The 25,452-nt window shown below is 37.6% G+C and carries 24 protein-coding genes; 13 read left to right on the top strand and 11 right to left on the bottom strand.

Annotation, left to right across the window (positions count from 1 at the left end; translation table 11 throughout):
* Positions 1–11 precede the first annotated feature (11 nt).
* The gene (locus ACVWYN_RS14840; protein WP_457289657.1) at positions 12–1,076 is read left to right on the top strand and encodes a porin; all 1,065 of its coding nucleotides are present in this window, start codon (positions 12–14) and stop codon (positions 1,074–1,076) included.
* A gap of 70 nt (positions 1,077–1,146) precedes the next feature.
* Complete coding sequence (locus tag ACVWYN_RS14835) at positions 1,147–1,728, top strand: hypothetical protein (protein WP_457289656.1); 582 nt, start codon at positions 1,147–1,149, stop codon at positions 1,726–1,728.
* Positions 1,729–1,751: 23 nt separating this feature from the next.
* Here the strand turns inward: ACVWYN_RS14835 and ACVWYN_RS14830 are convergent, their stop codons facing one another.
* A complete protein-coding gene (locus ACVWYN_RS14830) occupies positions 1,752–2,225 on the bottom strand; it encodes a ribonuclease H-like YkuK family protein (RefSeq protein ID WP_457289655.1) in 474 nt (157 codons plus the stop codon).
* 170 nt (positions 2,226–2,395) lie between these two features.
* Here ACVWYN_RS14830 and ACVWYN_RS14825 point away from each other — a divergent pair, with 170 nt between their 5' ends.
* The 5 genes from ACVWYN_RS14825 to ACVWYN_RS14805 all read left to right on the top strand — a co-directional run bounded on the left by ACVWYN_RS14825 (position 2,396) and on the right by ACVWYN_RS14805 (position 6,695).
* Entirely contained in the window at positions 2,396–3,703 is a 1,308-nt protein-coding gene (locus tag ACVWYN_RS14825) for a DEAD/DEAH box helicase (protein WP_457289654.1), read from the top strand.
* A 1-nt stretch (position 3,704) separates the two neighbouring features.
* Positions 3,705–3,950 carry a DUF1456 family protein gene (locus ACVWYN_RS14820; protein ID WP_457289653.1) on the top strand — a complete coding sequence of 82 codons (246 nt, stop codon included), beginning with the start codon at positions 3,705–3,707 and terminating at the stop codon, positions 3,948–3,950.
* Positions 3,951–4,077: 127 nt separating this feature from the next.
* The gene (locus ACVWYN_RS14815; protein WP_457289652.1) at positions 4,078–4,944 is read left to right on the top strand and encodes an ROK family protein; all 867 of its coding nucleotides are present in this window, start codon (positions 4,078–4,080) and stop codon (positions 4,942–4,944) included.
* 3 nt (positions 4,945–4,947) lie between these two features.
* A complete protein-coding gene (locus ACVWYN_RS14810) occupies positions 4,948–5,766 on the top strand; it encodes an alpha/beta hydrolase (RefSeq protein WP_457289651.1) in 819 nt (272 codons plus the stop codon).
* Between the two features lie 2 nt (positions 5,767–5,768).
* Positions 5,769–6,695, top strand: a complete 927-nt coding sequence (locus tag ACVWYN_RS14805) for a TIM barrel protein (protein WP_457289650.1) — start codon at positions 5,769–5,771, stop codon at positions 6,693–6,695.
* A gap of 47 nt (positions 6,696–6,742) precedes the next feature.
* Here ACVWYN_RS14805 and ettA read toward each other — a convergent pair whose 3' ends face one another.
* A complete protein-coding gene (gene ettA, locus ACVWYN_RS14800; protein WP_457289649.1) occupies positions 6,743–8,422 on the bottom strand; it encodes an energy-dependent translational throttle protein EttA in 1,680 nt (559 codons plus the stop codon).
* Between the two features lie 184 nt (positions 8,423–8,606).
* On the opposite strand from ettA, the gene ACVWYN_RS14795 reads away from it, so the two are divergent.
* Positions 8,607–11,147 (top strand): ATP-dependent Clp protease ATP-binding subunit, encoded by a 2,541-nt coding sequence (locus ACVWYN_RS14795; RefSeq protein ID WP_457289648.1) that lies wholly within the window; start codon positions 8,607–8,609, stop codon positions 11,145–11,147.
* Between the two features lie 507 nt (positions 11,148–11,654).
* On the top strand, positions 11,655–12,590 hold the full coding sequence (locus ACVWYN_RS14790; protein ID WP_457289647.1) for a hydroxypyruvate isomerase family protein: 936 nt from the start codon (positions 11,655–11,657) through the stop codon (positions 12,588–12,590).
* A gap of 19 nt (positions 12,591–12,609) precedes the next feature.
* Here ACVWYN_RS14790 and ACVWYN_RS14785 read toward each other — a convergent pair whose 3' ends face one another.
* From ACVWYN_RS14785 to ACVWYN_RS14750, 8 genes are all read right to left on the bottom strand, one after another.
* Positions 12,610–13,683 (bottom strand): PA0069 family radical SAM protein, encoded by a 1,074-nt coding sequence (locus ACVWYN_RS14785; RefSeq protein WP_457289646.1) that lies wholly within the window; start codon positions 13,681–13,683, stop codon positions 12,610–12,612.
* 41 nt (positions 13,684–13,724) lie between these two features.
* A complete protein-coding gene (locus tag ACVWYN_RS14780; RefSeq protein WP_457289645.1) occupies positions 13,725–14,960 on the bottom strand; it encodes a carboxypeptidase-like regulatory domain-containing protein in 1,236 nt (411 codons plus the stop codon).
* A gap of 100 nt (positions 14,961–15,060) precedes the next feature.
* The gene (locus tag ACVWYN_RS14775; protein ID WP_457289644.1) at positions 15,061–15,882 is read right to left on the bottom strand and encodes an enoyl-ACP reductase FabI; all 822 of its coding nucleotides are present in this window, start codon (positions 15,880–15,882) and stop codon (positions 15,061–15,063) included.
* Positions 15,883–15,955: 73 nt separating this feature from the next.
* On the bottom strand, positions 15,956–17,614 hold the full coding sequence (recN, locus tag ACVWYN_RS14770) for a DNA repair protein RecN (RefSeq protein ID WP_457289643.1): 1,659 nt from the start codon (positions 17,612–17,614) through the stop codon (positions 15,956–15,958).
* Between the two features lie 9 nt (positions 17,615–17,623).
* Positions 17,624–18,565, bottom strand: coding sequence for a type IX secretion system protein PorD (gene porD / locus ACVWYN_RS14765; protein WP_457289642.1), 942 nt, complete (start codon positions 18,563–18,565; stop codon positions 17,624–17,626).
* Positions 18,562–19,761, bottom strand: a complete 1,200-nt coding sequence (gene coaBC / locus ACVWYN_RS14760) for a bifunctional phosphopantothenoylcysteine decarboxylase/phosphopantothenate--cysteine ligase CoaBC (RefSeq protein ID WP_457289641.1) — start codon at positions 19,759–19,761, stop codon at positions 18,562–18,564. Before coaBC ends, porD begins: the two co-directional genes overlap by 4 nt.
* 41 nt (positions 19,762–19,802) lie before the next feature.
* Entirely contained in the window at positions 19,803–20,129 is a 327-nt protein-coding gene (locus tag ACVWYN_RS14755) for a DNA-directed RNA polymerase subunit omega (protein ID WP_457289640.1), read from the bottom strand.
* Positions 20,129–21,055 carry an outer membrane protein assembly factor BamD gene (locus ACVWYN_RS14750; RefSeq protein ID WP_457289639.1) on the bottom strand — a complete coding sequence of 309 codons (927 nt, stop codon included), beginning with the start codon at positions 21,053–21,055 and terminating at the stop codon, positions 20,129–20,131. Before ACVWYN_RS14750 ends, ACVWYN_RS14755 begins: the two co-directional genes overlap by 1 nt.
* 362 nt (positions 21,056–21,417) lie before the next feature.
* Between ACVWYN_RS14750 and ACVWYN_RS14745 the strand changes: the two genes are divergently transcribed.
* Genes ACVWYN_RS14745 through ACVWYN_RS14730 form a run of 4 tightly spaced genes read left to right on the top strand, consistent with a single transcriptional unit; the run spans position 21,418 to position 24,079 of the window.
* Entirely contained in the window at positions 21,418–21,825 is a 408-nt protein-coding gene (locus ACVWYN_RS14745; protein WP_457289638.1) for a hypothetical protein, read from the top strand.
* 39 nt (positions 21,826–21,864) lie between these two features.
* On the top strand, positions 21,865–22,293 hold the full coding sequence (locus ACVWYN_RS14740; protein ID WP_457289637.1) for a DUF6526 family protein: 429 nt from the start codon (positions 21,865–21,867) through the stop codon (positions 22,291–22,293).
* Positions 22,294–22,301: 8 nt separating this feature from the next.
* A complete protein-coding gene (locus ACVWYN_RS14735) occupies positions 22,302–23,006 on the top strand; it encodes a DUF92 domain-containing protein (RefSeq protein WP_457289636.1) in 705 nt (234 codons plus the stop codon).
* Positions 23,007–23,008: 2 nt separating this feature from the next.
* Positions 23,009–24,079 carry a carboxypeptidase-like regulatory domain-containing protein gene (locus ACVWYN_RS14730; protein ID WP_457289635.1) on the top strand — a complete coding sequence of 357 codons (1,071 nt, stop codon included), beginning with the start codon at positions 23,009–23,011 and terminating at the stop codon, positions 24,077–24,079.
* On the opposite strand, the gene ACVWYN_RS14725 is transcribed toward ACVWYN_RS14730, so the two are convergent.
* On the bottom strand, positions 24,076–24,498 hold the full coding sequence (locus ACVWYN_RS14725) for a hypothetical protein (RefSeq protein WP_457289634.1): 423 nt from the start codon (positions 24,496–24,498) through the stop codon (positions 24,076–24,078). The two genes, ACVWYN_RS14730 and ACVWYN_RS14725, sit on opposite strands and share 4 nt — an antisense overlap.
* Positions 24,499–25,452 lie beyond the last annotated feature (954 nt).

Genomic DNA, 25,452 nt, shown 5'->3' with positions numbered 1-25,452 from the left:
AAAACATTATTATGAAATTAAAATCACTACTAACCATCGCATCTTTTGTTTTTACATCTGCAGCTTTCGCTCAAGAAGCAACAGAAGCTCCACTACAGATTTCTGGTTCCGTTGATACGTATTACAAATACGATTTTGGTAAGGTTTCTAACCTTCCAACGAGTTTTGCTTCCGATCATAACTCTGTATCAATAGGTATGATTGATTTGGCTTTGAAAAAAACTACTGGTAAAGCTTCTTTTGTTGGAGAATTGTCTTTCGGTCCGCGTGGCCAAGCTCAGTCTATAGTTTCAAGTGGTACTGAGTCTTTTCATATTCAAAACTTATACGTTAATTATGCTTTTACAGACAAATTAACAATGACTGCTGGTTTCATGGGAACTTTTATCGGTTATGAAGTTATTTCTCCAGCTGCTAACTTTAATTATTCTACTTCTTACTTGTTTACCAATGGACCATTCCAAAATGCAGGCATAAAAGCTACTTACGCATTTACTCCAAAAGTAAGCCTAATGGTAGGAGCGTTTAATGATTCCTGGAACAATTACACGGCTAGCCCTAAATTCGGTGTGTCAACTTTCGGAGCTCAGTTAATGGTGTCACCTGTTGAAGGTTGGACTGCATATTTGAACCTTGCTACTGGTTATGTTTCAGGAACTGAAGTTGATTTAACTACTGCTTATCAAGTTACTGAAAAGTTCAAATTGGGCTTAAACGTTGCTGACTGGTCGGCAGGATTAGGGGCAGACAAAACTGGGTTTACTGGTGCTGCACTCTATCCGCAATATGCATTCACTCCATCTTTTGCATTGGGCGTTAGAGGCGAGTATTTTAAAACCAAAGATAACGGTGGTGTACTTTTCGGTCCACTTGCTGGTGAAAGTATTTTTGCTGCTACAATATCTGCTAATGTTAAAGCAGGTGGCTTAACTTTTATTCCTGAAATAAGATTTGATAATGGCTCTACAACAGGTATTTTCAATGGAGCTGCAACACCTACTACTTTTGTAAAAAGTAGTGGAGCGCCAACTAAAAGTGCTTCTCAGTTCTCTTTAGCTGCGGTATACGCATTCTAATAACTGAACTTTATTATTTAAATTTGAGGCTGTCAGGAGCATTTCTGACAGCCTTTTTATATTACTAATTATGAGATTTACCCTTTTTGTATCCTTATTGATGCTCAGCCTTCATTCTTATTCTCAAGAGAAAATACTCCCTGTTGATGAGGAAGGAAAGTATGCCTTTGTGCAAGTTAAGGAGCTTAAACTTGTAAATAAGGCTGTAATGGCTGCTAATGTAAAGCGGTTTTTTAAAGAGAATTCAAAATCTTTACAATTGAAGAATAGTGAAAATGATACCCTATTTTCTGGGAAAGGGAAAATGATCATTCAAAAAGAACTGGTAGGTATTGGTCACCCTTCTGGCGATGCCACATACAGCGTTTCGGTTTCACTGCGTGAGGGTAAATATCGTTTGATTCTTACCAACTTTTCACTTACTCCTTATGTGCGTGACAGGTTTAGTAACTTTGTTCCAGGAACTGTAAGTACTCCTCTTGAACAAACACCTAGCAAAATAAACCGTTCTGAATGGGAATCTAATATGGCTGCAGTAATGCTGGGTTGTAAAAAAGTGGCAGACAAGCTTGAATTAATAATTGGAAATACTGTTGCTGAGCCTAAAAAAGACGTCAAAAAGCCTGAGGTCGTTTCAACCACAAAATGGTAATTTGCAATAAATATGGTAATGCTTTAGTGCACCATTTTATCTGCACAGGTTGAACTGGCAAATGCTTCTGGTTTAGCTTTAAATATAAATCCCATACTTAAGATGTAGCCCATCGCTTCATTTAGCGCTTTGTTAGACTTGAACATAGGGTTGGTATTTATATCTGCATGTACTTCTAAATCTACATCGTAAAGATCAAGTAAATCGCAGATTGAGTATGCTGTTTCAATAGATTTTTGAACTTCTACGAGCATACGCTCTTTAATACTCATTTTTTGTGGGGTTTTTTCCTGATGAATATACATAAACCCCCCATGATGCTCTCTAAGCAAAACAATAACAGTGGCAAAATCAGTAAGGATTCCCTTTACCTGAGAATCTGTTCCGATGCAAACTTTTAATTTGTAACCATTTTCGGTTTCTCTGATGATGGCATTTTCAACTTCTTCAAGAATTGATGAACTAATCAGCTCACCGCTAAATTTTTTCCAGGTCATTCCATGTTAGTTTAAGGTATGATGTTTTTTAAAATTAAGGCTATTAAATTAAAGTCAGGTTAAAAAGATGTTGTTTAATTGCTAACAATTGTCTTGTTGTCAACACTTTATGCCTCTCTTTTAGCTTGCATACTTTCATTGTTCCGTTTGTATCTTATCTTTGACCACTTATGTTGGAAAAGATCCTTGAGAAATTAAAAATTACTGCGCTGAATGATATGCAGCTGGCTTCAATAAATGCTGCCAAAAAAGGGCAGGATATTGTTTTACTTGCGCCTACAGGTTCTGGAAAAACATTGGCTTTTTTGCTACCGTTGCTTGATAATTTAGAACGTCTTGAAAAGGACCGTGTGCAGGCACTCATACTTGTTCCTTCAAGAGAACTAGCCTTGCAGATTGAGCAAGTATTTAAGCTGATGTCGACCGGATTTAAAGTTAACTGCTGTTATGGTGGTCATCCGGTTAAAACGGAGCGCAATAACTTTGAGCAGCCGCCTGCGGTATTGGTAGGTACACCGGGTAGGATCGCCTATCATTTAAGACATGAGAACTTTGATGAATCTGGTATCACCACATTGGTGCTGGATGAATTTGATAAAGCCCTTGAGTTTGGTTTTCAGGAAGATATGTCTTACATTATAAAGAAACTATTGTCGCTTAAACAAAGGATACTTACCTCTGCGACTGCTATGGAAGCAATCCCTGATTTTACGGGGATAGGGAAATCGGTAGAAATAGATTTTTTAAAGGACGTTAAAGTAGCGCCCGACTTAAAGCTTAAAAAGGTATTGACCACTGCTGCTGATAAATTGGATACACTTTTTCAGTTGATCTGTAAGATTGGCGATAAACGTACCTTGATTTTCTGTAACCATAGAGAAACAGTTGATCGTATTAGTGATTTACTGATTGATAAGGATTTGGCACATGATATTTTTCATGGTGGTATGGAACAAGATGAGCGGGAGCGTGCCCTGCTGAAATTTAGGAATGGAAGTATAAAAATACTGATTACAACAGATTTAGCCTCCAGAGGTTTAGATGTTCCAGAAGTGGAATGTATTATACACTATCAATTGCCTTATACAGAAGATGCATTTCTGCATAGGAACGGTCGGACGGCGAGGATGAATGCAAAAGGGACAGCTTATTTAGTTATTGCAGACGATGAGAAATATCCTTTTCTTAAAGTTGATATAGAAACTGAAAATTTAAAAGGCAATTTTAAGATACCCGCAGACAGTGAATGGCAGACTTTATATATAGCTGCAGGGAAGAAGGATAAGGTAAATAAGATTGATATAGTTGGTCTTCTGCTAAAGAAAGGTGGTTTGCAGAAAGAAGATGTGGGTTTAATTGAAGTTAAAGATCAAAGCTCCTATGTGGCTGTAAAGCGTAAGATGGTTAACAAGGTGTTGAAAGCACTGGCCAATGAACGCATAAAAAACAAAAAGGTAAAAATTGAAATAGCAATGTAATATGAGTAATAACGATATTTTTAAGAAATTACGTGTAGCGCTTGAATTAACAAACGATGACATTATGAAGATAATGGCACTTGTAGGTTTTATAGTGACTAAGAGTGAGCTTGGTGATATTTTTAGGAAGGATGAACACCCCAACTTTAAGAAATGCGGAGACCAGATTCTTAGAAACTTCTTAAATGGCCTGGTAATTCATAAGCGTGGACCACGACCTCCAAAGGAAGATACTGCCAATCTTTAAAAGTAGTAACAAATGAATAGATACCGTTAAATTATTTTTTGGTAAAGGCTTGCTAAAACGGTTTAAATAACCTTAATTTAGAAATCGAATCTTTTAGATTCTCCTAAACCAAGAATAAAACGATACTATGAACTCTAATCCGTCTAAGCTGCCATTTATTGGTGTAGATATCGGGGGCTCCCACATCACGGCAGCACATGTAGATTGCAAATCTTATACCATTATTGACCATAGTATGAAGCGTGAACGCGTTTCATCCATGGATGAGGCTGAGACAATTTTTGTTTCCTGGGTAGAGGCACTTTCTTCTCTAATCCTTAAATCAGGAGACGAATCTACCAAAATAGGCATAGCTATGCCTGGTCCGTTTGACTATAAAGAGGGGATCTCTTTAATGAAAGGGATGCAGAAATACGATGCTTTATATGGTATGAACATTCGTGAAATACTTGCTGAACGCCTTGGGATTCCAGGTGAGGATATTCTTTTTATAAACGATGCGGAAGCTTTCTTGCGTGGTGAGCTGGCTTCTGGTGCAGCTGCTGATTTTGATCGTGCCATTGGTATAACCCTTGGTACAGGATTAGGCTCTACTAGTAACTGCAGTGGTGAAGTAAAGGATGTGAATAGGGCTTTTGTACCATTTCTTGATAGCATAGCAGAAGAATACATTTCAACTAGATGGTTTTTAAAGCGGTATAAAGAACTTACAGGTCAAGAAATCAAAAACGTTGAGCTTTTTTTGAATACGGATTGCGCCGATACAAAGGCAAAGATATTTGATGAATTTGCCAATAATCTCGCTTCTTTTTTAAATGACTTTATAGCTGAAGAAAAGCCTCAGGTTTTAGTTATTGGAGGAAATATAGCAAGGACTTGGGATCATTTTATCGTGAAGCTTAAGGAACAAATAGTGGACAAATCTGTAGTTATCAGAAGAACAGAAATGTGGGAAGATGCCGCTTTAGTTGGGGCAGCCTGTAGCTGGGTTTAACTTATGAGAAAATACCTATTCTTAATTGCTATAGCCATATTTTTGTTATCAAACTGCGCATTTTCTGCTCAGGTTGATACCGTGAATACCTATAGTACTGCAATGAAAAAGAATATCAAAGCGGTTGTTATTTTACCCGAAGGATATGAAGCAGGAAAGGATTATCCTACTGTTTACTTACTTCATGGGGCTGGAGACAAATATTCTGGTTGGGTAGATAAGGTTCCTTTGATAAAAAAATACGCTGATGATTTTAAACTGATCATCGTTTGTCCGGACGGGAATGTTACTAGCTGGTATTTTGATAGCCCAGAAGATCCTGCCTGGAAATACGAGACCTATGTTGGTACTGAACTGGTAAGCTTTATAGACAAGAAATATAAAACCATTAAAGACAGAAAAGGAAGGGCAATTACTGGATTAAGTATGGGTGGTCATGGAGCACTTTACCTGGCTTTTAAACATCAGGATACTTTTGGAGCTGCCGGTAGTATGAGTGGTGGCGTTGATATCAGACCTTTTCCTTTAAATTGGGATCTTGCTAAGAGGCTAGGTGCAGAGGATAAATATCCTGAAAGATGGGAACAGAATTCGGTAATCAATCTTACTTATTTGCTGATACCCAATCGCCTTGCAATTAATATTGACTGTGGGCGAGACGATTTTTTCTATGATGTAAACTTAAAGCTTCATGAGAAATTAGTTTATAATAATATCCCTCACGATTTTACGATTAGACCAGGCGCGCACAATTGGGAATATTGGACAAATGCCATTGGTTTCCAGTTGATGTTTTTTCATAATAATTTTAATAAAAAATAAGTATGTCTACTAACATAAAAGACCGCAGAAGTTTTATACGTGACCTGGGTATGCTGGGTGCAGCAGTCGGTTTAGGTTCTTTACTTCCCTTTGATGTACTGGCTGGCGCCAAGAAGGAATTTTTTAAAATATCCTTAGCAGAGTGGTCTTTCCATAAAGCTTTATTTGCAGGAAAAATGACAAACCTTGATTTTCCCATGAGGGCAAAAAAGGAATTTGGAATTAATATAGTAGAATATGTGAGTCCCTTTTTCAATAAAAAGGAAACAGATCCTGCTTATTTGAAGGAGCTACTAACAATAACAAAGGGCGAAGGGATTCAAAACCACCTTATTATGGTTGATGGTGAAGGAGAGTTAGGGAATATTGATGAAAAGGCAAGAACTATGGCAATTGAAAACCACTACAAATGGGTTGATGCTGCTAAAACATTAGGATGTCTAACCGTTCGCGTTAATGCTGCTGGTAATGGTACAGAAGCGGAAGTTAAAACTGCTGTTGTTGATGGTTTGGGAAGGTTAACGGAATATGCTAAGAAGAGTAAAATCAATATTATTGTGGAGAATCATGGTGGATATTCCTCTGATGGTAAGTGGCTATCTGATGTAATGAAACAAGTAAATAGTCCCTTTTGTGGTACGTTACCAGATTTTGGTAATTTTAAGATTAGCGCAGACAGGCAGTATGATATTTACCAAGGTGTTAAGGATTTGGCTCCATTTGCAAAAGGAATTAGCGCTAAAACATTCAAGTTTGATGAAAGGGGTGAGGAGCCAGATATTGATTACACAAAAATGTTCAAGATCATTCACGATGCTAAATTTTCAGGTATTGTTGGAATTGAATTTGAGGGAGATGGGTTTTCTGAAGAAGAAGGTATCAAAAAAACTAAGGTGCTACTAGAGAAAATATTAAAGCAATACGCTTAAAAACAGGAACATAAAATAAGGGTGCAATTTATTTGCACCCTATTTTTTTAAACCAGTTTTTTGTATTTCAGTCTGTGGGGAGTAACATCTCCAAGACGTTTTTTGCGATTTTCTTCATAATCGCTGTAATTCCCCTCGAAGAAATAGACCTGAGAATTACCCTCAAAAGCAAGTATGTGGGTACAGATTCTGTCAAGGAACCACCTATCGTGACTAATCACAACGGCGCAACCTCCAAAGTTTTCCAATGCCTCTTCCAATGCTCGTAAAGTGTTTACGTCAATATCATTTGTTGGCTCATCCAGAAGCAATACATTAGCACCTTTCTTTAGTGTAATGGCCAAGTGTACCCGATTTCTTTCTCCGCCTGACAAAACGCCTACTTTTTTCTGCTGATCTCCGCCATTGAAGTTAAACTTAGATACATACGCGCGACCACTAACTGCTTTGTTACCCAGTTGAATATTGTCTAATCCATCTGTAATGTTCTCATAAACAGTCTTTGCCGGATCAAGATCATTGTGCATCTGGTCAACATATCCAAGTTCAACTGTTTCTCCAACGCGGAAGGTTCCTGTGTCAGGTGTTTCCTGTTGTGTAATCAAGCGGAATAAGGTTGTTTTACCAGCACCATTTGGACCAATAATACCTACTATACCCGCTGGTGGAAGAGAAAAACTAAGGTTTTCAAATAACAATTTATCTCCGTATGCTTTAGTAACATTCTCAGCCTCAATCACTACATTCCCTAAACGTGGGCCAGCAGGGATAAATAACTCTAATTTGTCCTCTCTTTCTTTTGAGTCTTCAGAAGCCAGCTTATCGTAATTGGACAAACGTGCCCTTGATTTTGCATGACGCGCTTTAGGTGCCATACGTACCCATTCCAGCTCCCTTTCTAATGTTTTTTGGCGTTTGCTTTCAGTTTTTTCTTCCTGAGCTAAACGTTTAGCTTTTTGATCAAGCCATGAAGAGTAATTTCCTTTCCATGGAATACCTTCGCCACGGTCTAATTCCAGGATCCAGCCAGCTACATTATCAAGGAAATACCTATCGTGTGTAACTGCGATTACCGTACCTTTATAGTTCTTTAAGAATTGCTCCAGCCAGTCGATGCTTTCTGCATCAAGGTGATTGGTAGGCTCATCTAATAATAAAACATCAGGCTCCTGAAGTAACAAGCGGCACATAGCTACTCGCCTGCGTTCGCCTCCGGATAAAACTCCGATTTTGGTTTCTGGATCAGGGCATCTCAATGCATCCATTGCGCGTTCTAGTTTATTATCTAGTTCCCAAGCATTTAAAGCATCTATTTTATCTTGAAGCTCGCCTTGTTTAGCCATTAATTTATCCATAGCATCAGCATCCTCATAAACTTCAGGAAGACCAAATTGCTCATTGATAGATTCGTACTCCTTTAAGATCGCGGTGATCTCGGCAACGCCTTCTTCAACAACTTCTCTTACGGTTTTATTTTCATCAAGCTCAGGCTCCTGGGCAAGATAACCTACAGTAAATCCCGGAGAGAAAACTACCTCGCCCTGGAAGGATTTATCTAGTCCGGCAATGATCTTTAAAAGGGAGGATTTACCCGACCCATTCAGACCTATTACACCAATTTTTGCGCCATAGAAAAAGGAGAGGTATATGTTCTTTAAAACTTGTTTTTGGGGTGGATAAATCTTATTTACCCCCGCCATAGAAAAGATTATTTTTTCGTCTGACATATTTGCTTGTTAGCCTGCTAATATCAGCAAATAAGTCAAAAATTGGTAACATTTGTGAAATTACGGCAGTCGGTACATCTATTTGGTATTGGATGGCGTAATTGTTGATAAAATAAAAAAATCAGGGGTGTATTTATAAAACAAATTTTATAGTTTAGAGCAGTCCGGATTTATAAAGGTATATATGGAAGCGAAATTTTCTCCACAAGTAAAAGACGTGATATCTTTTAGCAGGGAAGAAGCCCTGAGATTAGGTCACGATTATATAGGCGCAGAACACCTGTTGTTAGGCCTAATTCGCGAAGGCGATGGTATGGCCATCAAGATATTAAAATCATTAGGCGTTGATACGTCAAAGCTTCGCAGATCAATTGAGGATTCTGTACGAGGAACTTCAAGTGTTACTGTTAATCTTGGAAATATCCCCTTAACAAAGCAGGCTGAAAAAGTACTGAAGATTACTTATTTAGAAGCCAAAATATTCAAGAGTGATTTAATAGGTACTGAGCATCTATTGTTGTCTATTTTGAGGGATGATGACAATATTGCTTCTCAAATACTTTTGCAATACAGCGTTAATTACGAAGTATTCAAACAGGAAGTTGAGGTGAATAAAAATGGCTTCAGGGATGATCCGCAAAATAGTTCCTCTACTGGTGGTGATGATGATTACCGTGAGGATGAAACATTCAGTAGCCCTAAAAAGGTATCAGACATTAAATCTAAAACGCCTGTATTGGATAACTTTGGCAGGGATTTAACTAAGGCTGCTGAAGAAGGTAAATTAGATCCAATTGTTGGTCGTGAGAAAGAGATAGAGCGTGTATCTCAAATTTTGTCCCGTCGTAAAAAAAATAATCCAATATTAATTGGTGAACCAGGTGTTGGTAAATCTGCAATTGCAGAAGGATTGGCATTAAGAATCGTACAGCGAAAAGTTTCAAGAGTATTGTTTAACAAACGAGTGGTTACACTTGATCTGGCATCATTAGTGGCCGGAACTAAATATCGCGGGCAGTTTGAAGAGCGAATGAAAGCTGTTATGAATGAGCTGGAGAAATCTACAGATGTTATCCTGTTTATTGACGAGATTCATACCATTGTTGGAGCGGGTGGAGCATCAGGATCATTGGATGCATCAAACATGTTTAAACCTGCGTTAGCAAGGGGCGAAATACAATGTATTGGTGCTACTACTCTTGATGAATATCGTCAATATATTGAGAAGGATGGCGCGCTTGATCGTCGTTTTCAAAAGGTAATGATTGAGCCTGCAACGCCTGATGAGACTATAGAGATTCTTAACCGTATTAAGGAGAAATATGAAGACCATCATGGTGTAACCTATACTGATGAGGCTATAAATGCTTGTGTGGCGCTTACTTCCAGATATATAACCGACAGGTTTTTGCCGGATAAAGCTATTGATGCTTTAGATGAGGCTGGTTCCAGAGTACATTTAACAAATATTCATGTTCCTGATAACATTATCGAAATTGAGAACAAGATTGAAGAAATTAAACTTGAAAAAAACAAGGTAGTTAAAAGTCAGAAATATGAGGAGGCTGCTAAATTAAGAGATACGGAGAAGAATTTGTTGGAGGAACTTGATCGTGCAAAAGCTGCTTGGGAGAATGAAACCAAATCAAAAAGATATACTGTCTCTGAAGATAATGTAGCAGAAGTGGTATCTATGATGACCGGTATACCTTTGCAGCGTGTAGGACAAACAGACAGCATCAAATTGTTAAATATGTATGAAACTGTTGCAGAGAAAATTATTGGTCAGGATGATGCAATTAAGAAACTAACTAAAGCAATTCAGCGTACAAGGGCAGGCTTAAAAGATCCTAAAAAGCCAATTGGTTCATTTATCTTCTTAGGCCCTACAGGTGTAGGCAAAACAGAGTTAGCTAAAGAACTTGCACGGTTTATGTTCGATAGTGATGATTCACTGATTCAGATAGACATGAGTGAGTACATGGAGAAATTTGCAGTATCACGTTTAGTTGGTGCGCCTCCAGGTTATGTGGGTTATGAAGAAGGTGGGCAGCTTACTGAAAAAGTTCGCCGTAAGCCTTACGCAGTGATCTTGCTAGATGAGATTGAAAAGGCACACCCTGATGTATTTAATATTTTGTTGCAAGTATTGGATGAAGGTCAGCTTACTGACAGTTTGGGCAGAAAAGTAGATTTTAGGAATACGATCATTATTATGACCTCTAATATCGGTGCCCGTCAGTTAAAAGATTTCGGACAGGGGGTAGGTTTCTCTACAACTGCTAAAGTTAATCAGGTTGATTCACATTCTAGAGGTGTTATCGAGAGTGCATTGAAACGTGCATTTGCTCCGGAGTTTTTAAACAGAGTTGATGATGTTGTAGTTTTCAATACTTTAGGTAAAGATGAAATCTTTAAAATCATCGATATAGAACTAAAATCGTTATTTGGCCGTGTCCATAACTTGGGTTACGAAGTGAAATTAACAGATAGAGCAAAGGATTTTATAGCTGATAAAGGTTTTGATATCAATTTTGGTGCAAGACCTTTGAAGAGAGCTATTCAGAAATACCTGGAAGATCCAATTGCAGAAGAAATTCTGAAAGGAGAGATTCACGATGGTGATACGCTTGAGATCGATTATGATAAAGAAAGCGATTTGATTGTAGTAGACAATAAAAGTCCGGGTAAGAAGAAGAAAAAGGAAGAAGGAAGCGTAGAATAAGTTTACTTTATATGATATGCCCTCTGGAAATTAATTTTTCAGAGGGCTTTTTTGTACAACCTCATTTCCAATAACTTTAGACATAGTGCTGGTTTTACACATTTTGATACAATTTGCCCTGCTAAATTTTGACTTATGAAATTTTGCTTCTATTTTACAGATAATTAGATTAGGTTAAATATTATAGAAAATACCTGTAACAAGGGAACCGTAAAATATCTCATTTAATTGATCCTAAAACAGGATATCCTTTACAAAATGAAATGATATTGTAACGCTTTATGCCCAGAATGCAATAACTGCAGATGGTTACGACAATGCTGTTATGGCCATGTATGTTGACGAAGGGCTGAAGTTTGTAAAATCTATAAAAGTTCTTGAAGCTTATATGATATATCACGATAAACACGGAGCGGTTAAAGATATAATGACGGCTGGATTTAGAAAGATGATCGTGAATGAATAATATTTTTTAAATTAGTAATAACCAAAATTTAAACCATACATATGAACAGAGTTGAATTTTTAAGAAACAGTTTTGTAGCCACCGGAGCTGTTCTTGCCGGGGCCACTACAAGCGTACTTGCTACGACTAACGCACAACCTGATCTGGAAAAGCTGGCAGGAAAAGCCTTTAATCTAGATTATGCTCCGCATGAAGGCATGTTCAGGAACAATGCCGGCAATAGCTTTCTTGATCAGATTCAATATATGTACGATCAAGGATTCCGCTCTATAGAAGACAACGGGTTTTTAGGCAGATCGGTAGAAGATCAGACAAAAATTGGCAACCTCCTTGCCAAATTAGGAATGCGAATGGGAGTTTTCGTAGTTGATGGTGGAGATAACTGGAAGATATCTCTCACTACGGGTAAAAAAGAATTTAAAGATAAATTTATAGATACCTGTAAACGCTCAGTAGAAGCAGCAAAAAGATGTAATGCAAAATGGCTCACTGTAGTACCCGGGTTTTACGAACGTAAACTTCCTTATGGCAATCAGTTTGCGCATGTAATTGATGCGATGCGCGCTGGAGCTGAAATATTTGAACCCCATGGTTTGGTGATGGTATTGGAAACGCTTAGCGATACCCCTGAGTTGTTTCTTCAACAAACTCATGAAACTTACGCCGTTTGTAAAGCAGTACAAAGCCCTTCCTGTAAAATTTTATTTGATATTTATCACATGCAGAGAACAGAGGGGCAGTTAATGGTTAATATCGATAGGTGTTGGGATGAAATTGCCTACCTTCAAATTGGCGATAACCCTGGCAGAAATGAGCCCACCACCGGCGAGATTAATTATAAGAGTCTTTTTAAACATTTGTATGAGAAGGGTTATAAAGGTGTAATGGGTATGGAGCACGGCAATTCGAAACAGGGAAAAGAAGGAGAGTTAAGGGTAATTCAGGCTTACCGGGAATGCGATAATTTTCTGGTTTAATAAAATTGAATATAGGACTTTAAAATAAGCTGAGCTGAACTTTAGGTGCTTTAAAAAGACTATGGTTTAGTTCGGTTCTTTTTTCATTGAGGTGATTCAATCTGCAGTGAAGCTTAAAATTGTCATTAATCAGCCGTGCAATGTTCCCATCTCCCCGCATTCGCTCACCAAACCTGCTATCGTTTACGTTGCCACTATGACAAGACTGGATCATGTGCCATACTTTATCAAACCTGTCCGGATAATTTTTCTTTAACCAGTCTTTAAATATATCACCAATTGTACCGTTAAGTCTAACAATAGTATATCCAGCAGCTATAGCCCCTGAATTTGCAATTGCTTTTAACAAAGCAGGAACTTCATGGTCACTTAAGCCCGGTACTAAAGGCGCAACCATCACACCCACCGGAATACCCACTTTACTTAATTCTTCCACAACTTTTAAGCGTTGCTTGGCCGTTGTTGTTCGAGGTTCCATCTTTGACCTAAGCTCTTCATTTAAGCTGTTGATGGATACGTAAACCATACATAAGTTTAGGCTGGCCAGTTCCTTTAGTAGGTCAATATCTCTTAATATCAAAGAATTTTTTGTTATCATTCCAATCGGCTGCCTATATTCCAGGGCAATTTCAAGTAGCCGACGGGTTATTTTAAATTTTCTTTCCGCAGGTTGATAGCAGTCGGTATTTCCAGAAAGCGATATGGTACTTGCATCCCATCCTTTTCGCTCAAGAAACTTTTTAAATAATTCAGGCGCCTCAGTTTTAACAATAATTTTGCGTTCAAAATCTAGCCCGGCGCTAAAACCCCAATACTCATGTGTATTACGTGCGTAACAATATGTGCATCCATGTTCACAACCCTGGTAAGGATTTAATGAATAGGCCATACCAACATCCGGACTGGCTACTTTATTTACGATAGATTTTGACTGTCCAAGTATGAATGTTGTTTTCTGAGCCACCTCTTCCCAATCATCTATACCTTCATCATGTTCCTTCACGTAATCATTTTTCGCAAACCTGTTGTGGGGATTAAATTGGGCACCACGGCCTTTATGGTAGTTTTCTGAAAGATCATTATCCAAGCTCATGCCATAAAAATACTAATAATATTAGTATTTCGACGAATAAGTTATTGCTTTTTTGCCTGAGGAATATAGTCCATGGGTACCATATCAGCTACTTTTTCATAAGCCCAAAATCCCTCATATAAAAGTGATCTCGGGTCAAAGATGCTACCATTCTCATAAAAACTAGCTGGTCTGAGAAGCTGATAAACAACAGAGACCTGATAATTTGAAATATCATTTGGTCGGGTTACGCTATTTCCTGAAAACTGTGTGTACTCTTTTGATTCTTTTTCTTTAGTATAAATGATGTAAAGTGCATCATTATAGTTGATGGATTTTACATCGCTAAACATATCTTTTACCAAGGTATCTACCAATACTTCAGATCTGTTTAAAACAGACAATATCAAAGGCTCATTCTTTTTCGCACGCCAGTATTTAACGGAATCTGTTGGTGTATCAGACACTTTAGCACCACGGGTATAGGGGGTAATAAAGCGTTTTAAATTGGCATTTATCACTGCCTCACTAGGGCGGTCTTTATTTGGAACTTTTGCCACCTTATGGATAATAAATCCATCTTCTTTGGTCCGATGGTGATACAGAGAATTAAAAAAATGTTGTGATGAGCCTAAATATGCTTCTTCTCTTAATTTATTATACCGCTTTCTTCTGGACTCAGATTTCTCCATTTCTTCAAAATGTGGGTGTCCGGCATAGAATAGTAAATTTTCACGACCATCATTCTCGAAATAGGTTAATAAGTATTTGATCCGATACCCCAGGGCCTTGTTTTCTATAATTAGAAAATCCGTTGCAGTTACGGTTAGTATTTTAGTATCCTTATCATAATCTGTACGGATTACCTCTGGATTTTTTATAATGCATTGCTCAGCATTTGGCGTTCCACCGATAAATGATTTCTTAAAAAGGTTGAGGTAGTATCCCCGGTTGGGATCAACTTTGATTTCAACTTCACTTAACTGCATTACATTTTCCTCAAGTACGATTTCAACGTTTACAGATTTATCAAAAATGATCACATTCTTGGTTTGAGGCAGAAAGCCAATTACCTGTACCAATACGTCGTAATTGCCGGCTTTAAGGTTTTCCAAAACAAATTTACCATCATTATTGGCAACTGTAGCCATCTTATATCCGCTTAGATAAACGGAAGCACCAGGCAGGGTCTCTCCCTTTTTATCTTTAATTATTCCTTTTATAGAATAAGTTTCCTGACCACAGCAGTAAAAAGACCAACCGACAAGAATAAAAAGCATTAACAGATGACGGATCATTGTACTAATGTAACCAAATAAGCGTTGTCTGCAAAAAGAAAAGATCCCGGTTTTTTACGTCGGGATCAAGTATTGTTATTAGAAAGTTTACAAGTTAGTTTTATGCGTCAGCATCTACTCCTAATCTTTTCATTACGTTATCGCTAACGCCTGTAGAGGAATAGCCACCATCATGAAAAAGATTTTGCATGGTAACCATGCGGGTAAGATCAGAGAATAAAGTAATGCAGTAATCAGCGCACGACGCGGCATCAGCATTACCTAGCGGTGCAACTGAATTTGCGAAATCGTAGAAATCGCCAAATCCTTTAATACCTGTACCCGCTGTTGTTTTAGTAGGAGACTGAGAAACTGTATTTATACGAACTTTTTTATCTACACCATAATGGTAACCAAAGCTTCTTGCTATGGATTCCAACATGGCTTTAATGTCAGCCATATCTGTATAGAATGGGTAAGTTCTTTGAGCAGCCATATAAGTTAATGCTACAACAGAACCACCTTCGTTAATTGCATCCAGTTTTTTAGCTACGGCAAGCATTTTATGCAGCGACAATGCAGATACATCAATCCCCTTCATAAAATAATCGTAATTCGATTCCGTGTAAGGTATTTTTTTACGGATGTTAACACTCATGCCTATAGAATGTAAAACGAAATCGATCTTTCCGCCTAAAATTTCCTGAGATTGGGTAAACAAGTTGGTTAGTTCTTCCACATTAGTAGCGTCAGCAGGGATAATTTGCGAACCTGTTTTTTCAGCAAGTGTATTAATCTCTCCCATTCTCATTGCAATTGGCGCATTGGTTAATACAAATGTAGCCCCTTCTTCATGCGCTTTTTCGGCTACTTTCCAAGCAATAGAATTCTGGTCTAATGCACCTGTAATGATACCACGTTTACCTTTTAATAAATTGTACATATATGTTGGTTTTGTTATGCTTTGATCAATTTGGCGAAAATAAGAAAAATATGAGGAAACGACCGATAAAGAATTAGTTTGCCATTAGCAGTTCCTTTGCGTTTTGCAAGGCAGAATCTCCAGGATTTTTACCACTCAACATCTCTGCAATAACTGCCACGCGTTCATTTGCTTGTAGCTTTTTAATACCTGTTGTTGTGCGCTTGTTGCCTTCTTCCTTGTAAACAAAATAATGTGCATTTCCTTTTGCAGCAATTTGCGGTAAATGGGTAATGCAAATCACCTGCATGTTTTGCTCTAAGTCCCCGATAACATTTCCTACACGAACTGCGGTTTCGCCTGATATACCGGTATCTATTTCATCAAATATCAATGTAGGAAGTGCAGTATGTTTGGCAAGTATAGACTTGATCGATAGCATTAGTCTGGATAATTCACCTCCTGAAGCAACTTTGCCAACAGGTGCTGGCGGCTGACCGCTATTTGCTGAAAAAAGCAAGCTGATAGCATCTTTACCATCCTTATTAAATTCCGGCATTTCTTGCTGCTCCAGTTTAATCTTTGCATTTGGCATCCCTGCATTCACCAATATTGCTGCAACCTGTTGTTCCGTTTTTTTAATAGACAGTTTTCTATTTGCAGATAGTATAACAGACATTTTTTCAAGCTTTGCAATCATCTCAATCAATTGCTTCTCCAGTTTTAAAATCGATTCATCACTATTTAAAAGATCAGCCAGGCTATCAGATAGCTTTAATTTTACTGCAATTAATTCAACTGTTGTATTTACTTTATGCTTTTGTTGCAAAGCGTAAATGGTATCTAATCGGCTATTGAGGTCTGTAATCCTACCTGGATTAAATATAATGTCTTCTTCCAGCGTGGTAATTTCTGCGGTGATGTCTTTTACCTCAATTAATACAGATTTAAGTCTCTCGTTTAAAGCTAGGTAGTCTGCACTAAAATTTTCAATTGCTTGTAACTGACTAACGCCATCCTTTATTAAGGAGGTAGCTGCAGCCTCCTGATCGTCAAGTAGCCGTGCTGCGGTTAGTAGGTTCCTTTTAATGCTTTCAGAATTGTTTAATAATTCAAGTTCTGCTTCTAGTTTTTCCTGTTCTTCCTCCTTTATGGATGCAGCCTCCAGTTCATTGAAAAGGAATTGTTCATAATCTTGTTTTTTTCTGGCCTCATCTGCAGCAGTCTTCATTAAACCCAATTGTTGTTGGGCTTTCTTATACGATTTGAAAAGACTACGGTAGTCTCCTAGTAAAACAGCGTGACTGGCAACAGTATCTACAACAGACAGTTGGAATGCCGGGTCATTTATTTCCAATGTGGCATGCTGAGAATGTATATCTATTAATTGCTCACCTACTGCTTTCATAACAGTCAGGTTAACAGGTGTGTCATTGATAAATGACCTCGATTTCCCATCTGTGGAGATCTCCCGCCTTAATGTTGCTTCCTGATAGAAATCTACATCATTTTCCTCAAAAAGTACTTTTAAGGAATCATCTGTTAATCTAAATTGGCCTTCAATTATGCATTTTTTATCCTGATTATAAAAGTATTTAGTTTCGGCACGCTGACCTAATATTAGAGACAATGCACCAAGCATAATTGATTTTCCTGCACCGGTTTCTCCGGTAATAATGTTCAAACCTTTATCAAGTTCAATATCAACACTGTCAATCAACGCATAATTACGGATAGTGAGTTTTTGGAGCATAATAGCTGACTAATTGTTTTTGTTGTCTTGGTTTATTGGGATAGGGGCTTTTTTCAAAGCTTCATATTTATTAATGTTTGCAGGATCTACCTCAATAAGAATGTTGTATGCTTTAAGGCGGTCAGAAGGATCACCAGTAACTATGGAGAAAATATTTACTATTTCATCTGCTTTACTGGCAAAATAGAAATTCGGAAAAATAGAACCCAATTTTTGTTTGTCCATCTGTTTTAAACCCCCAATTAGGCCAATCATCTTCTTTATACCTCTGCCAGTATTGTCCTGCAATTTGTCAAGTCCATTAAAATGGTAATCATAGATAAACACCCTAAGCTCTTCAAATCCTTTATTTAACAAGTTCTCATTTAACCAGTATCGGTTTCTTAAGCCATCAAAAGCCTTCCAACCCTTATTTCCGGATACCTGTGCATTATTAAGCAGCGTGGATGCCTTTTTGTAATAAGTAGTTCCTCCCAGCGGACTAAAACTATCTTTATCAAGGCCGATTATTGTGTACGCATAAAAGCCCAATAGTGAACTTAAGTTCGATATGAAGTTTTGATCTGAAAAGTCCAATGATTGGCCTTCTGTATAATTAAAATCAAAGTCTTTGTCGCTTAAATTTAATAAGGTGCTATTGTAGGCAGAGCCATAAACGGGTCTGCTGGATTGGAGTTGTGCCTCTGCCTTATAGGAGGAGTTGCCGTCCCATTCTGTAATGGTGATTACGAAATTACATTCAATTCTTTCCTGAGGGGTGTAATTCTCATTGCTCCATTTGTTGTTGTTCAGAAATTCCCTGATGTTTTTTTGCAGTACTTCAAGGTTCCTTTTATCAATATTTGGTACGGTGGGTGCCAAAATCTGCACCTTTGCATTTAGTTCCTGGGCTTTTAATCCAGAAGGAATACAAAGTATCAATAAGAAAATTAAAGCGTAGTAGTATTTCATTGGGAAACAATCTTTAGCACCTCAGCGCAGATGTCTTTAGCAACCTCAATTTTTGATTTTATGCCAAATACCTTCTTTTCAAATGCCTTATTAAAGATAGTTATTTTATTGGTTTCTGATTTAAAGCCTGCCCCTTTATCATTTAAGGAGTTCAGTACAATAAAGTCTAGGTTTTTTTTCTTCAACTTAGCAATGGCATGTGCTTCTTCGTTGTTGGTTTCCAATGCAAAGCCAACAAGTAGCTGTCCCGGCGCTTTTAGCATGCCGAGGGTAGCCAGTATGTCTTCCGTTTTCTTTAAATCCACATTAAACTCATCTGCAGATTTTTTTATTTTCTGTTCTGCTACGATACGAGGTGTATAATCTGCCACTGCGGCAGACATAACGGTAATCGCGGCATCCACAAATTGTTCTTTGCAAGCTTCCAGCATCTGTGCAGCACTGACTACGTCAATCCGCTTTATTCCTGATTCATTTTTTTCGACTGTTGGTCCGCTTATCAAAGTTACATCAGCACCCAACCTTTTAAATTCATGTGCAATTGCAAAGCCCATTTTCCCTGTGGAATGATTTCCTATAAAACGAACCGGATCAATGGCTTCATAAGTTGGGCCGGCAGTAACCAAAACCTTTTTCCCAAGTAATGGTAATCCTTTGCGAACCCATGCCGTTAAAGCATTTACAATTTCTTCAGGCTCTGCCATTCTTCCTTCTCCGTATAAACCACTGGCAAGTTCACCTGTTCCCGGAGAGATCAATGTATTTCCGTAGGAGCGGAGTGTTTCCACATTTTGATGCGTACTTTCATGTTTCCACATGTCCAGATCCATTGCTGGTGCAAAAAATACCGGGCACTTTGCAGAAAGATATACAGCTGTTAAGAGATTGTCGCATAAACCGTTTGCCATTTTAGCAATCGTATTTGCACTTGCAGGGGCAATTATCATATAATCAGCCCACAACCCCAATTCCACATGATTACTCCAAACACCTGTTTCGGCTTCAAAGTATTGGGTATATACTGGATTTTTTGAGAGGGTAGCAAGCGTAAGTGGCGTAATGAAATTCGCCGCATCGGCAGTAAGAATTATTTTAACGTTTGCGCCAGCTTTTATAAGCAACCTAACCAAGGTTGCCGCTTTGTAAGCTGCAATGCTGCCGCAAACGCCCAATAATATTTTTTTATCTTTTAGCATGGTTATTAATGCATAGATGCAATCTAATCCAATGCAAAGTGTTATTGTTGCTCTTTAGCAGGATTTCTGTGATAAATTTTATCATTAAGGAACTCGTCAACAGCTATAAGGCTAGGCTTAGGCATACGCTCATAATGCTTGCTGATTTCAATTTGTTCCCTGTTTTCAAAGATTTCTTCCAAATTGTCATTTGAAGAAGCAAACTCGGCTAATTTGCCATGTAATTCTTCTTTCATATTGTTTGAAATTTGGTTAGCCCTTTTAGAAATAATTACTAAAGACTCATAGATGTTGCCTGTTTTCTGATCAAGATCATTAACATTTCTTGTAACCGTAGTATTTGGAATTGCAGGTTTATTCGTATTCATTATTTTATTGGGGTTTTAATAGTCGTATCTCTTTTATTTTTTGATTCTTTAGAAAGCTGAGCTTTATATTTCTCGTTAATTGAAGTTTGGGTAGCTAAATAGTTTTTTACAGTTACTATGCCTGCTTCACTATCTTTTTTAAGAACATTTGCTTCAGCAATTAGTTCACTTTTAGGGTGAGCTTCAATAAACTCATTTGCGTAAGTTATCGCTTCGTTAAACCTATCTTCCTGGCGCTCTTCTGTACTATTTTTAGCATAATTGTACTGGGATTTTATGATCAAAAGATCCATTTCTTCCGCGTATTTAATATCAGGGAACTCAATCTGCGCATTTTTTAATGCAATTACGGCCGATTTGTAATTGGTAATATCATAACCCCCAAGCTCATAATACATCTTCGCATTTGCGAATGCTTTATCTTCTAACTTTGTGCGCAAAATTGCTATGTATTTAGTTGCTTCAACTGCACGTTCACTTTTCGGGTAAAAGTTAATAAAAAGCTGAAGTGCATCAATTGCTTTGTAGGTGTTTTCCTGGTCTAAACTTGGCTCTGGTGATTCCAGGTAGTAACAATAAGCGCTCATGTAGCGGCATTCTTCTGCATACTCACTGGTTGGGTAGGTATCTGCAAATACCTTAAATTGGTACCTTGCAGTAGTGTAATCCTTTAACTTATAAAGGGTCATTGCATAATAGTAATTTAACTGTTGCGCACCGTCTCTTCCCCTGTATTTTTGTGATAGGTCTTCAAACAAGATCAAAGCCTTGCTATAGCTCTTCTTATTATAAAGCCGCATTGCTTCCTGGTTTTTTTTAGCAACATCATTACTTGCTCTTATTTTTTCGAACTGACTTTTACAGCCCGCAATGGTAAGCGCAATGATGGTAAAACTTAATAGTGTTATGTGTTTAATTTTAAACATTCTGCAAAGATAAGTAATAATACGATAACGTCAATTAAAATAGTAGGACGCTAAGCTATGTAAAAGCTACATAATCAGTTTGGCAGTTAACATTATTTAACAAATGAAAATGTACAGGCCGATCCTATGTCATTGAAAAGTAAATGCGATATCAACCCACATCTGTTTACTCAATTCTCTCGTTTGTTAAACAGAAGCGGGTGAGGCGACGGTGGGTTTTGGAAGGATGGCGTGAGGTTGATACACACATGAGACGGAAAAGAGGGGAAAGGGAAGAAACCCGGGAGATTTTATCTTTCGGGTTTCTTATTATTCTTTGTCAATTCGAAAGTGAAGAATTTAATATCTTTATTAAAATTTTTATGAAATCTACACTAGTTTTAGTCCTTCTGTTAATTGCTTTTACCAATCTTAAAGCGCAGAAACCAGTTCCTATAAACAACACTGCAAAAAGGGAATACAAAGATCTGAAAACATTGGTCGGCAAAGAAATCTACGTGGTCGACTCTGTTTATAGCGGTAGATCTTTTGATAGTCATACGCTTTTAAATATTGGCGGTTCGTTTCCAAACCAATTGCTTACCGTTTTTATTGATAAAAAGGATTACCCAAATTTCGCTGATGATGTATTGAAGTTATTCCTTCATAAAAAAATTAACGTATTTGGTAAACTTACTGAGTATAATGGTAAGGTTCAGATCATTCTTAATGATCCTAAAAAACAAATCGACCAAAAAGTATTAAAAAAGGGCTTACACGAGGTGATATAATCTATATTAGCAATAATTTTTATTAAAACATTAGCTGTAATGCAAAACTATAAGAACCACACCCGTTTTTACACACCTCACCATTTTGTTTTCTTCCCCGTTGTAGGATTTCTACTGGCCATTGCTATTTACCAAGCATTTTCCGGAGAGAATCAATTGCTATGGATTTTTATTGCTGCTTTAGTGTTTATGGTGGGTTGGCTTTCTTTTATGCTTAGACAGCATTATGCGCTAATTGGGCAAAACAGAATTATAGTTTTAGAAATGAGGTTTCGGTATTATGTGTTAACTAAAGAAAGATTTGAACCCATTGAAGACCAGCTTTCCTTCGGCAAAATAGCAGCCTTGCGTTTCGCACCAGACGATGAACTTCCTGCCCTTGTAAAAAAAGCAGTTGCAGAAGGTCTTTCTGCCGATCAAATAAAGAGGTCTATCGTAAACTGGTTGCCGGATCTTAAACGGGTATAGGTTTACAAATGGCGCATAAGGAAATTTTTCTCGCGGCATTGTTGGTAGTATTCATTATAGCCAGTCTTAAAATAAAGAAACTTACGCCTTTAGCTTCGGCACTTGCTGCTATAATTGGTATTGTCGTTTTTCTGGCTGCAGATTTAAAAGGTGTCTTTTTATTGCTGTTATTTTTTATTTTAAGCGTGGTTGCTACCAGTCACAAAAAGCGACTTAAAGCAAAATATGAGTCAGGCATTGGTGATCCAAATGGTAGAACCGCCGGGCAAGTTTTTGCTAATGGGGGAATGTCAGCTATTATCGCAACCTGTACGCTAATTTTTCCCCCACAAGCCCCACTATTTTTTACAATGATGGCTGCTAGTTTGGCATCCGCGCTTGGTGATACCTTGTCTTCAGAACTGGGTACTGTATACGGAAGCCGATTTTTTAATGTGCTCACATTTAAAAAAGACCTCCGTGGTTTAGATGGTGTAGTTAGTCTGGAAGGAACACTAATTGGTTTTATCGGGTCTTTATTAGTCGGATTGGCTTTTTCTGGTTTTAACAAAATTGCTTTGTTGGTTGCCCTGGCGGGTTTAGCTGGTAACATAATGGATTCATTTTTAGGGGCATGGCTAGAAAGAAGCGGCAGAGTGGGCAATAATTTCGTTAACTTTTTAAGCACGTTTTTTGCTGCTGTTGTAATGGCTTTTTTTTACAAAGCGATATAAGTATGAGATTATTTTTTTGCTTACTCACGGTAGTCTTCGGCTCTTTTGCTGCACAAGCTCAAACATTATTTTCTGTTAATGGGGTGGTTAAAACTGCTGATGGCAAGTTAATTGAAGCTGCAACAGTATTTTTAAATGGCTCTAAAAGGATAACCAAGACGGATAGTTTGGGTAGTTTTAGTTTTCCAAAACTCAGTCCGGGTACTTACCAGGTAGTGGTCAATATGATCGGCTTTGCATCAGTTAAAAAGAATGTACTCATCCAGGATAAGTCTGCCGCAGTAAATATTACATTGTCAGAAAAGCAGATTATCCTTGCCGAGGTAGTGATTGGTAATGGTTCGCAGCGCGCTGCTCAAATCAGAACCTTTATCAAAAATTTTCTTGGCGAATCTCAAAATGCCAGAAATTGTAAGATTACCAATCTGGATTTGCTAGAATTTAGTACCAAACAAACTTTATTGGAGGCTACAACCAGCGACTTTTTAATTATCGAGAATAAAAATCTGGGTTATAAGATTAGGTACCTGTTAAGAAATTTCCGTTTCAACAGTGGTACAGGTATTACAAGCTATGACGGCGAATCTATTTTTGAGAACATGCAAGGCGATGAAAACCAGCAGGCAGTATGGAAGGTTAACCGAAAGAAAGCTTACGACGGATCTTTAATGCATTACCTTAGATCTCTCTATTTGAATACAACAAGAGCAGAAGGATTCTTAACATATAATATTACCAACCGATTTGATCCCTTAACGCTAGATCCAAATCCGGTTAACATGGAGCAATTTCTTTTTACTATAGACAGTAGTTTTGTAGAGCTAAAGTTTAAACAGCGACTTTATATCTATCATAACGTTAAAGCGGCCGCTGTTGCAGATGATTTTTCCAAGCAGGATGCAATAACCAAAGAAATGGGTAAAGATGGCTCTGTTATGCAACTCTATTTGAAAAATGCAGTAATAGATGAAAAAGGAAGCTATGTAGATTACCGCAGTTTCTATATACAGGGTTATTGGGCCAAAAAGAGAATTGGCGATCAGCTTCCCTTTGAGTACCATCCTGGAGATTAATTTATAGAATCTGTACGTAGAAACGTTACCTGACTCATAAAATCCTTTTGGTACATACCCAGGCAATGCACATTAAATAGTTTGTTGAAATTTATTTTGCCCAACTGCAAGGCGGTAGGGTAGGGCTTGCTGTTTAGAAAGTAATAAACCTTAGTATTCCCGTACTTATTGTAGGGCATATAATTGCCAAAATCTACCATTTCTTTCCAAACAGTATCTGTTACGGTTACCGCATATACCCTTATTACGGGACCAGTATTTTGCTCATTACGTAAAAAGGCTACCTGTTTAAAGTTTCCCTTTAAGCTCTCAGTACCCGGTTGTGTAAACGTTTTCCAAATTATAACGGAGGCTAGTACCACTACAATGATCACAAATATGCCATTGCGGCTTTTAAAGAACGGTTTTTTTATGCTCATGAGACTATTGAAAATTGTTGTTAAAATTGCGGTGCTACTATTGCAGGATTATACAAAGTACAAAAATAGCGAGCTTTGGTAATTTAGCAGGAAAAACCTTTTATATTTACTTATTCTGAATTGATAAAGATAATCATAAGTTAATCCTATGGTTGGGTATAGTTAATATTTGATTAATAACTAATAGGGAGGTAACAGGGAGGTAACAGGGACCTAACAGGGAGGTAACAGGGACAAAATCCCTGGTAACTCCTTATTAACTCCTAATTAAATTACAATTAATGCTATATTAGGTGTAAACGAAGAGCGAATCCTTGCAGAGTCATTAGCATTTGGACCCGGACTGATGAGCATTTATATCTATTTATAGAATCTGTAGTAGTTAAACCAAGCTTGATAAAGCTGGAGGACTAGTGTATAGAAAAGGTTTGAGAATAAAGCAGCATTGAATTTTTGTATTTCACTACACTATATATATCACACTGAAATACGGTGACAAAGATATTTTTGATTCTATTTATTTTCAATATAGGTTCAACCGCACCTACAAGATCTTTTTGCACTCCTTGTATGGAAGCAAGGATTAACAATTTACCTTCTTTAAACGGCTTTCATTAAATTAAACTGTTTCGTTTCAAACTTTTTGTACTTGTTTCTTAGGGGTTTAAGTTTTTGATACAAATTAGTTGTTATAAATATTTTGTGTGGTTGATTTTTTTTCTACTTTTGCAACCCGCTACAGAGGAAAGGGATTAGGATAAGGGGTGTAGTTAGGGTTAGTACATTGATAAGCTGGGGGGATAAGGATGGAGATGTTGAGGTTTTATTTTTTAGGGTTTTAGGGCTTTAAAAAAAGATAAAAAAAAGCTTGACAGATTCAAAAAGATTCTTACCTTTGCAGTCCCAACAAAACGGGGATTTATCGAACGGAGTTTGATAAAGAATAAAAAGATT

It is taken from the genome of Pedobacter sp. UYP24 (assembly GCF_054057295.1).
Note: the sequence above shows the minus strand (reverse complement) of the source record. Positions and strands in the feature narration are given on the sequence as shown.

Excerpts from the sequence above, each read along its gene's own strand:
- ACVWYN_RS14810 (WP_457289651.1), top strand. The coding sequence starts at position 4,948 with ATGAGAAAATACCTATTCTTAATTGCTATAGCCATATTTTTGTTATCA.
- ACVWYN_RS14820 (WP_457289653.1), top strand. The coding sequence starts at position 3,705 with ATGAGTAATAACGATATTTTTAAGAAATTACGTGTAGCGCTTGAATTA.
- ACVWYN_RS14740 (WP_457289637.1), top strand. The coding sequence starts at position 21,865 with ATGCAAAACTATAAGAACCACACCCGTTTTTACACACCTCACCATTTT.
- ACVWYN_RS14795 (WP_457289648.1), top strand. The coding sequence starts at position 8,607 with ATGGAAGCGAAATTTTCTCCACAAGTAAAAGACGTGATATCTTTTAGC.
- ACVWYN_RS14840 (WP_457289657.1), top strand. The coding sequence starts at position 12 with ATGAAATTAAAATCACTACTAACCATCGCATCTTTTGTTTTTACATCT.
- ACVWYN_RS14805 (WP_457289650.1), top strand. The coding sequence starts at position 5,769 with ATGTCTACTAACATAAAAGACCGCAGAAGTTTTATACGTGACCTGGGT.
- ACVWYN_RS14730 (WP_457289635.1), top strand. The coding sequence starts at position 23,009 with ATGAGATTATTTTTTTGCTTACTCACGGTAGTCTTCGGCTCTTTTGCT.
- ettA (WP_457289649.1), bottom strand. The coding sequence starts at position 8,422 with ATGTCAGACGAAAAAATAATCTTTTCTATGGCGGGGGTAAATAAGATT.
- ACVWYN_RS14835 (WP_457289656.1), top strand. The coding sequence starts at position 1,147 with ATGAGATTTACCCTTTTTGTATCCTTATTGATGCTCAGCCTTCATTCT.
- ACVWYN_RS14815 (WP_457289652.1), top strand. The coding sequence starts at position 4,078 with ATGAACTCTAATCCGTCTAAGCTGCCATTTATTGGTGTAGATATCGGG.
- ACVWYN_RS14825 (WP_457289654.1), top strand. The coding sequence starts at position 2,396 with ATGTTGGAAAAGATCCTTGAGAAATTAAAAATTACTGCGCTGAATGAT.
- ACVWYN_RS14775 (WP_457289644.1), bottom strand. The coding sequence starts at position 15,882 with ATGTACAATTTATTAAAAGGTAAACGTGGTATCATTACAGGTGCATTA.
- ACVWYN_RS14830 (WP_457289655.1), bottom strand. The coding sequence starts at position 2,225 with ATGACCTGGAAAAAATTTAGCGGTGAGCTGATTAGTTCATCAATTCTT.
- coaBC (WP_457289641.1), bottom strand. The coding sequence starts at position 19,761 with ATGCTAAAAGATAAAAAAATATTATTGGGCGTTTGCGGCAGCATTGCA.
- ACVWYN_RS14735 (WP_457289636.1), top strand. The coding sequence starts at position 22,302 with ATGGCGCATAAGGAAATTTTTCTCGCGGCATTGTTGGTAGTATTCATT.
- ACVWYN_RS14725 (WP_457289634.1), bottom strand. The coding sequence starts at position 24,498 with ATGAGCATAAAAAAACCGTTCTTTAAAAGCCGCAATGGCATATTTGTG.
- ACVWYN_RS14755 (WP_457289640.1), bottom strand. The coding sequence starts at position 20,129 with ATGAATACGAATAAACCTGCAATTCCAAATACTACGGTTACAAGAAAT.
- porD (WP_457289642.1), bottom strand. The coding sequence starts at position 18,565 with ATGAAATACTACTACGCTTTAATTTTCTTATTGATACTTTGTATTCCT.
- ACVWYN_RS14780 (WP_457289645.1), bottom strand. The coding sequence starts at position 14,960 with ATGATCCGTCATCTGTTAATGCTTTTTATTCTTGTCGGTTGGTCTTTT.
- ACVWYN_RS14790 (WP_457289647.1), top strand. The coding sequence starts at position 11,655 with ATGAACAGAGTTGAATTTTTAAGAAACAGTTTTGTAGCCACCGGAGCT.
- ACVWYN_RS14750 (WP_457289639.1), bottom strand. The coding sequence starts at position 21,055 with ATGTTTAAAATTAAACACATAACACTATTAAGTTTTACCATCATTGCG.
- recN (WP_457289643.1), bottom strand. The coding sequence starts at position 17,614 with ATGCTCCAAAAACTCACTATCCGTAATTATGCGTTGATTGACAGTGTT.
- ACVWYN_RS14785 (WP_457289646.1), bottom strand. The coding sequence starts at position 13,683 with ATGAGCTTGGATAATGATCTTTCAGAAAACTACCATAAAGGCCGTGGT.
- ACVWYN_RS14745 (WP_457289638.1), top strand. The coding sequence starts at position 21,418 with ATGAAATCTACACTAGTTTTAGTCCTTCTGTTAATTGCTTTTACCAAT.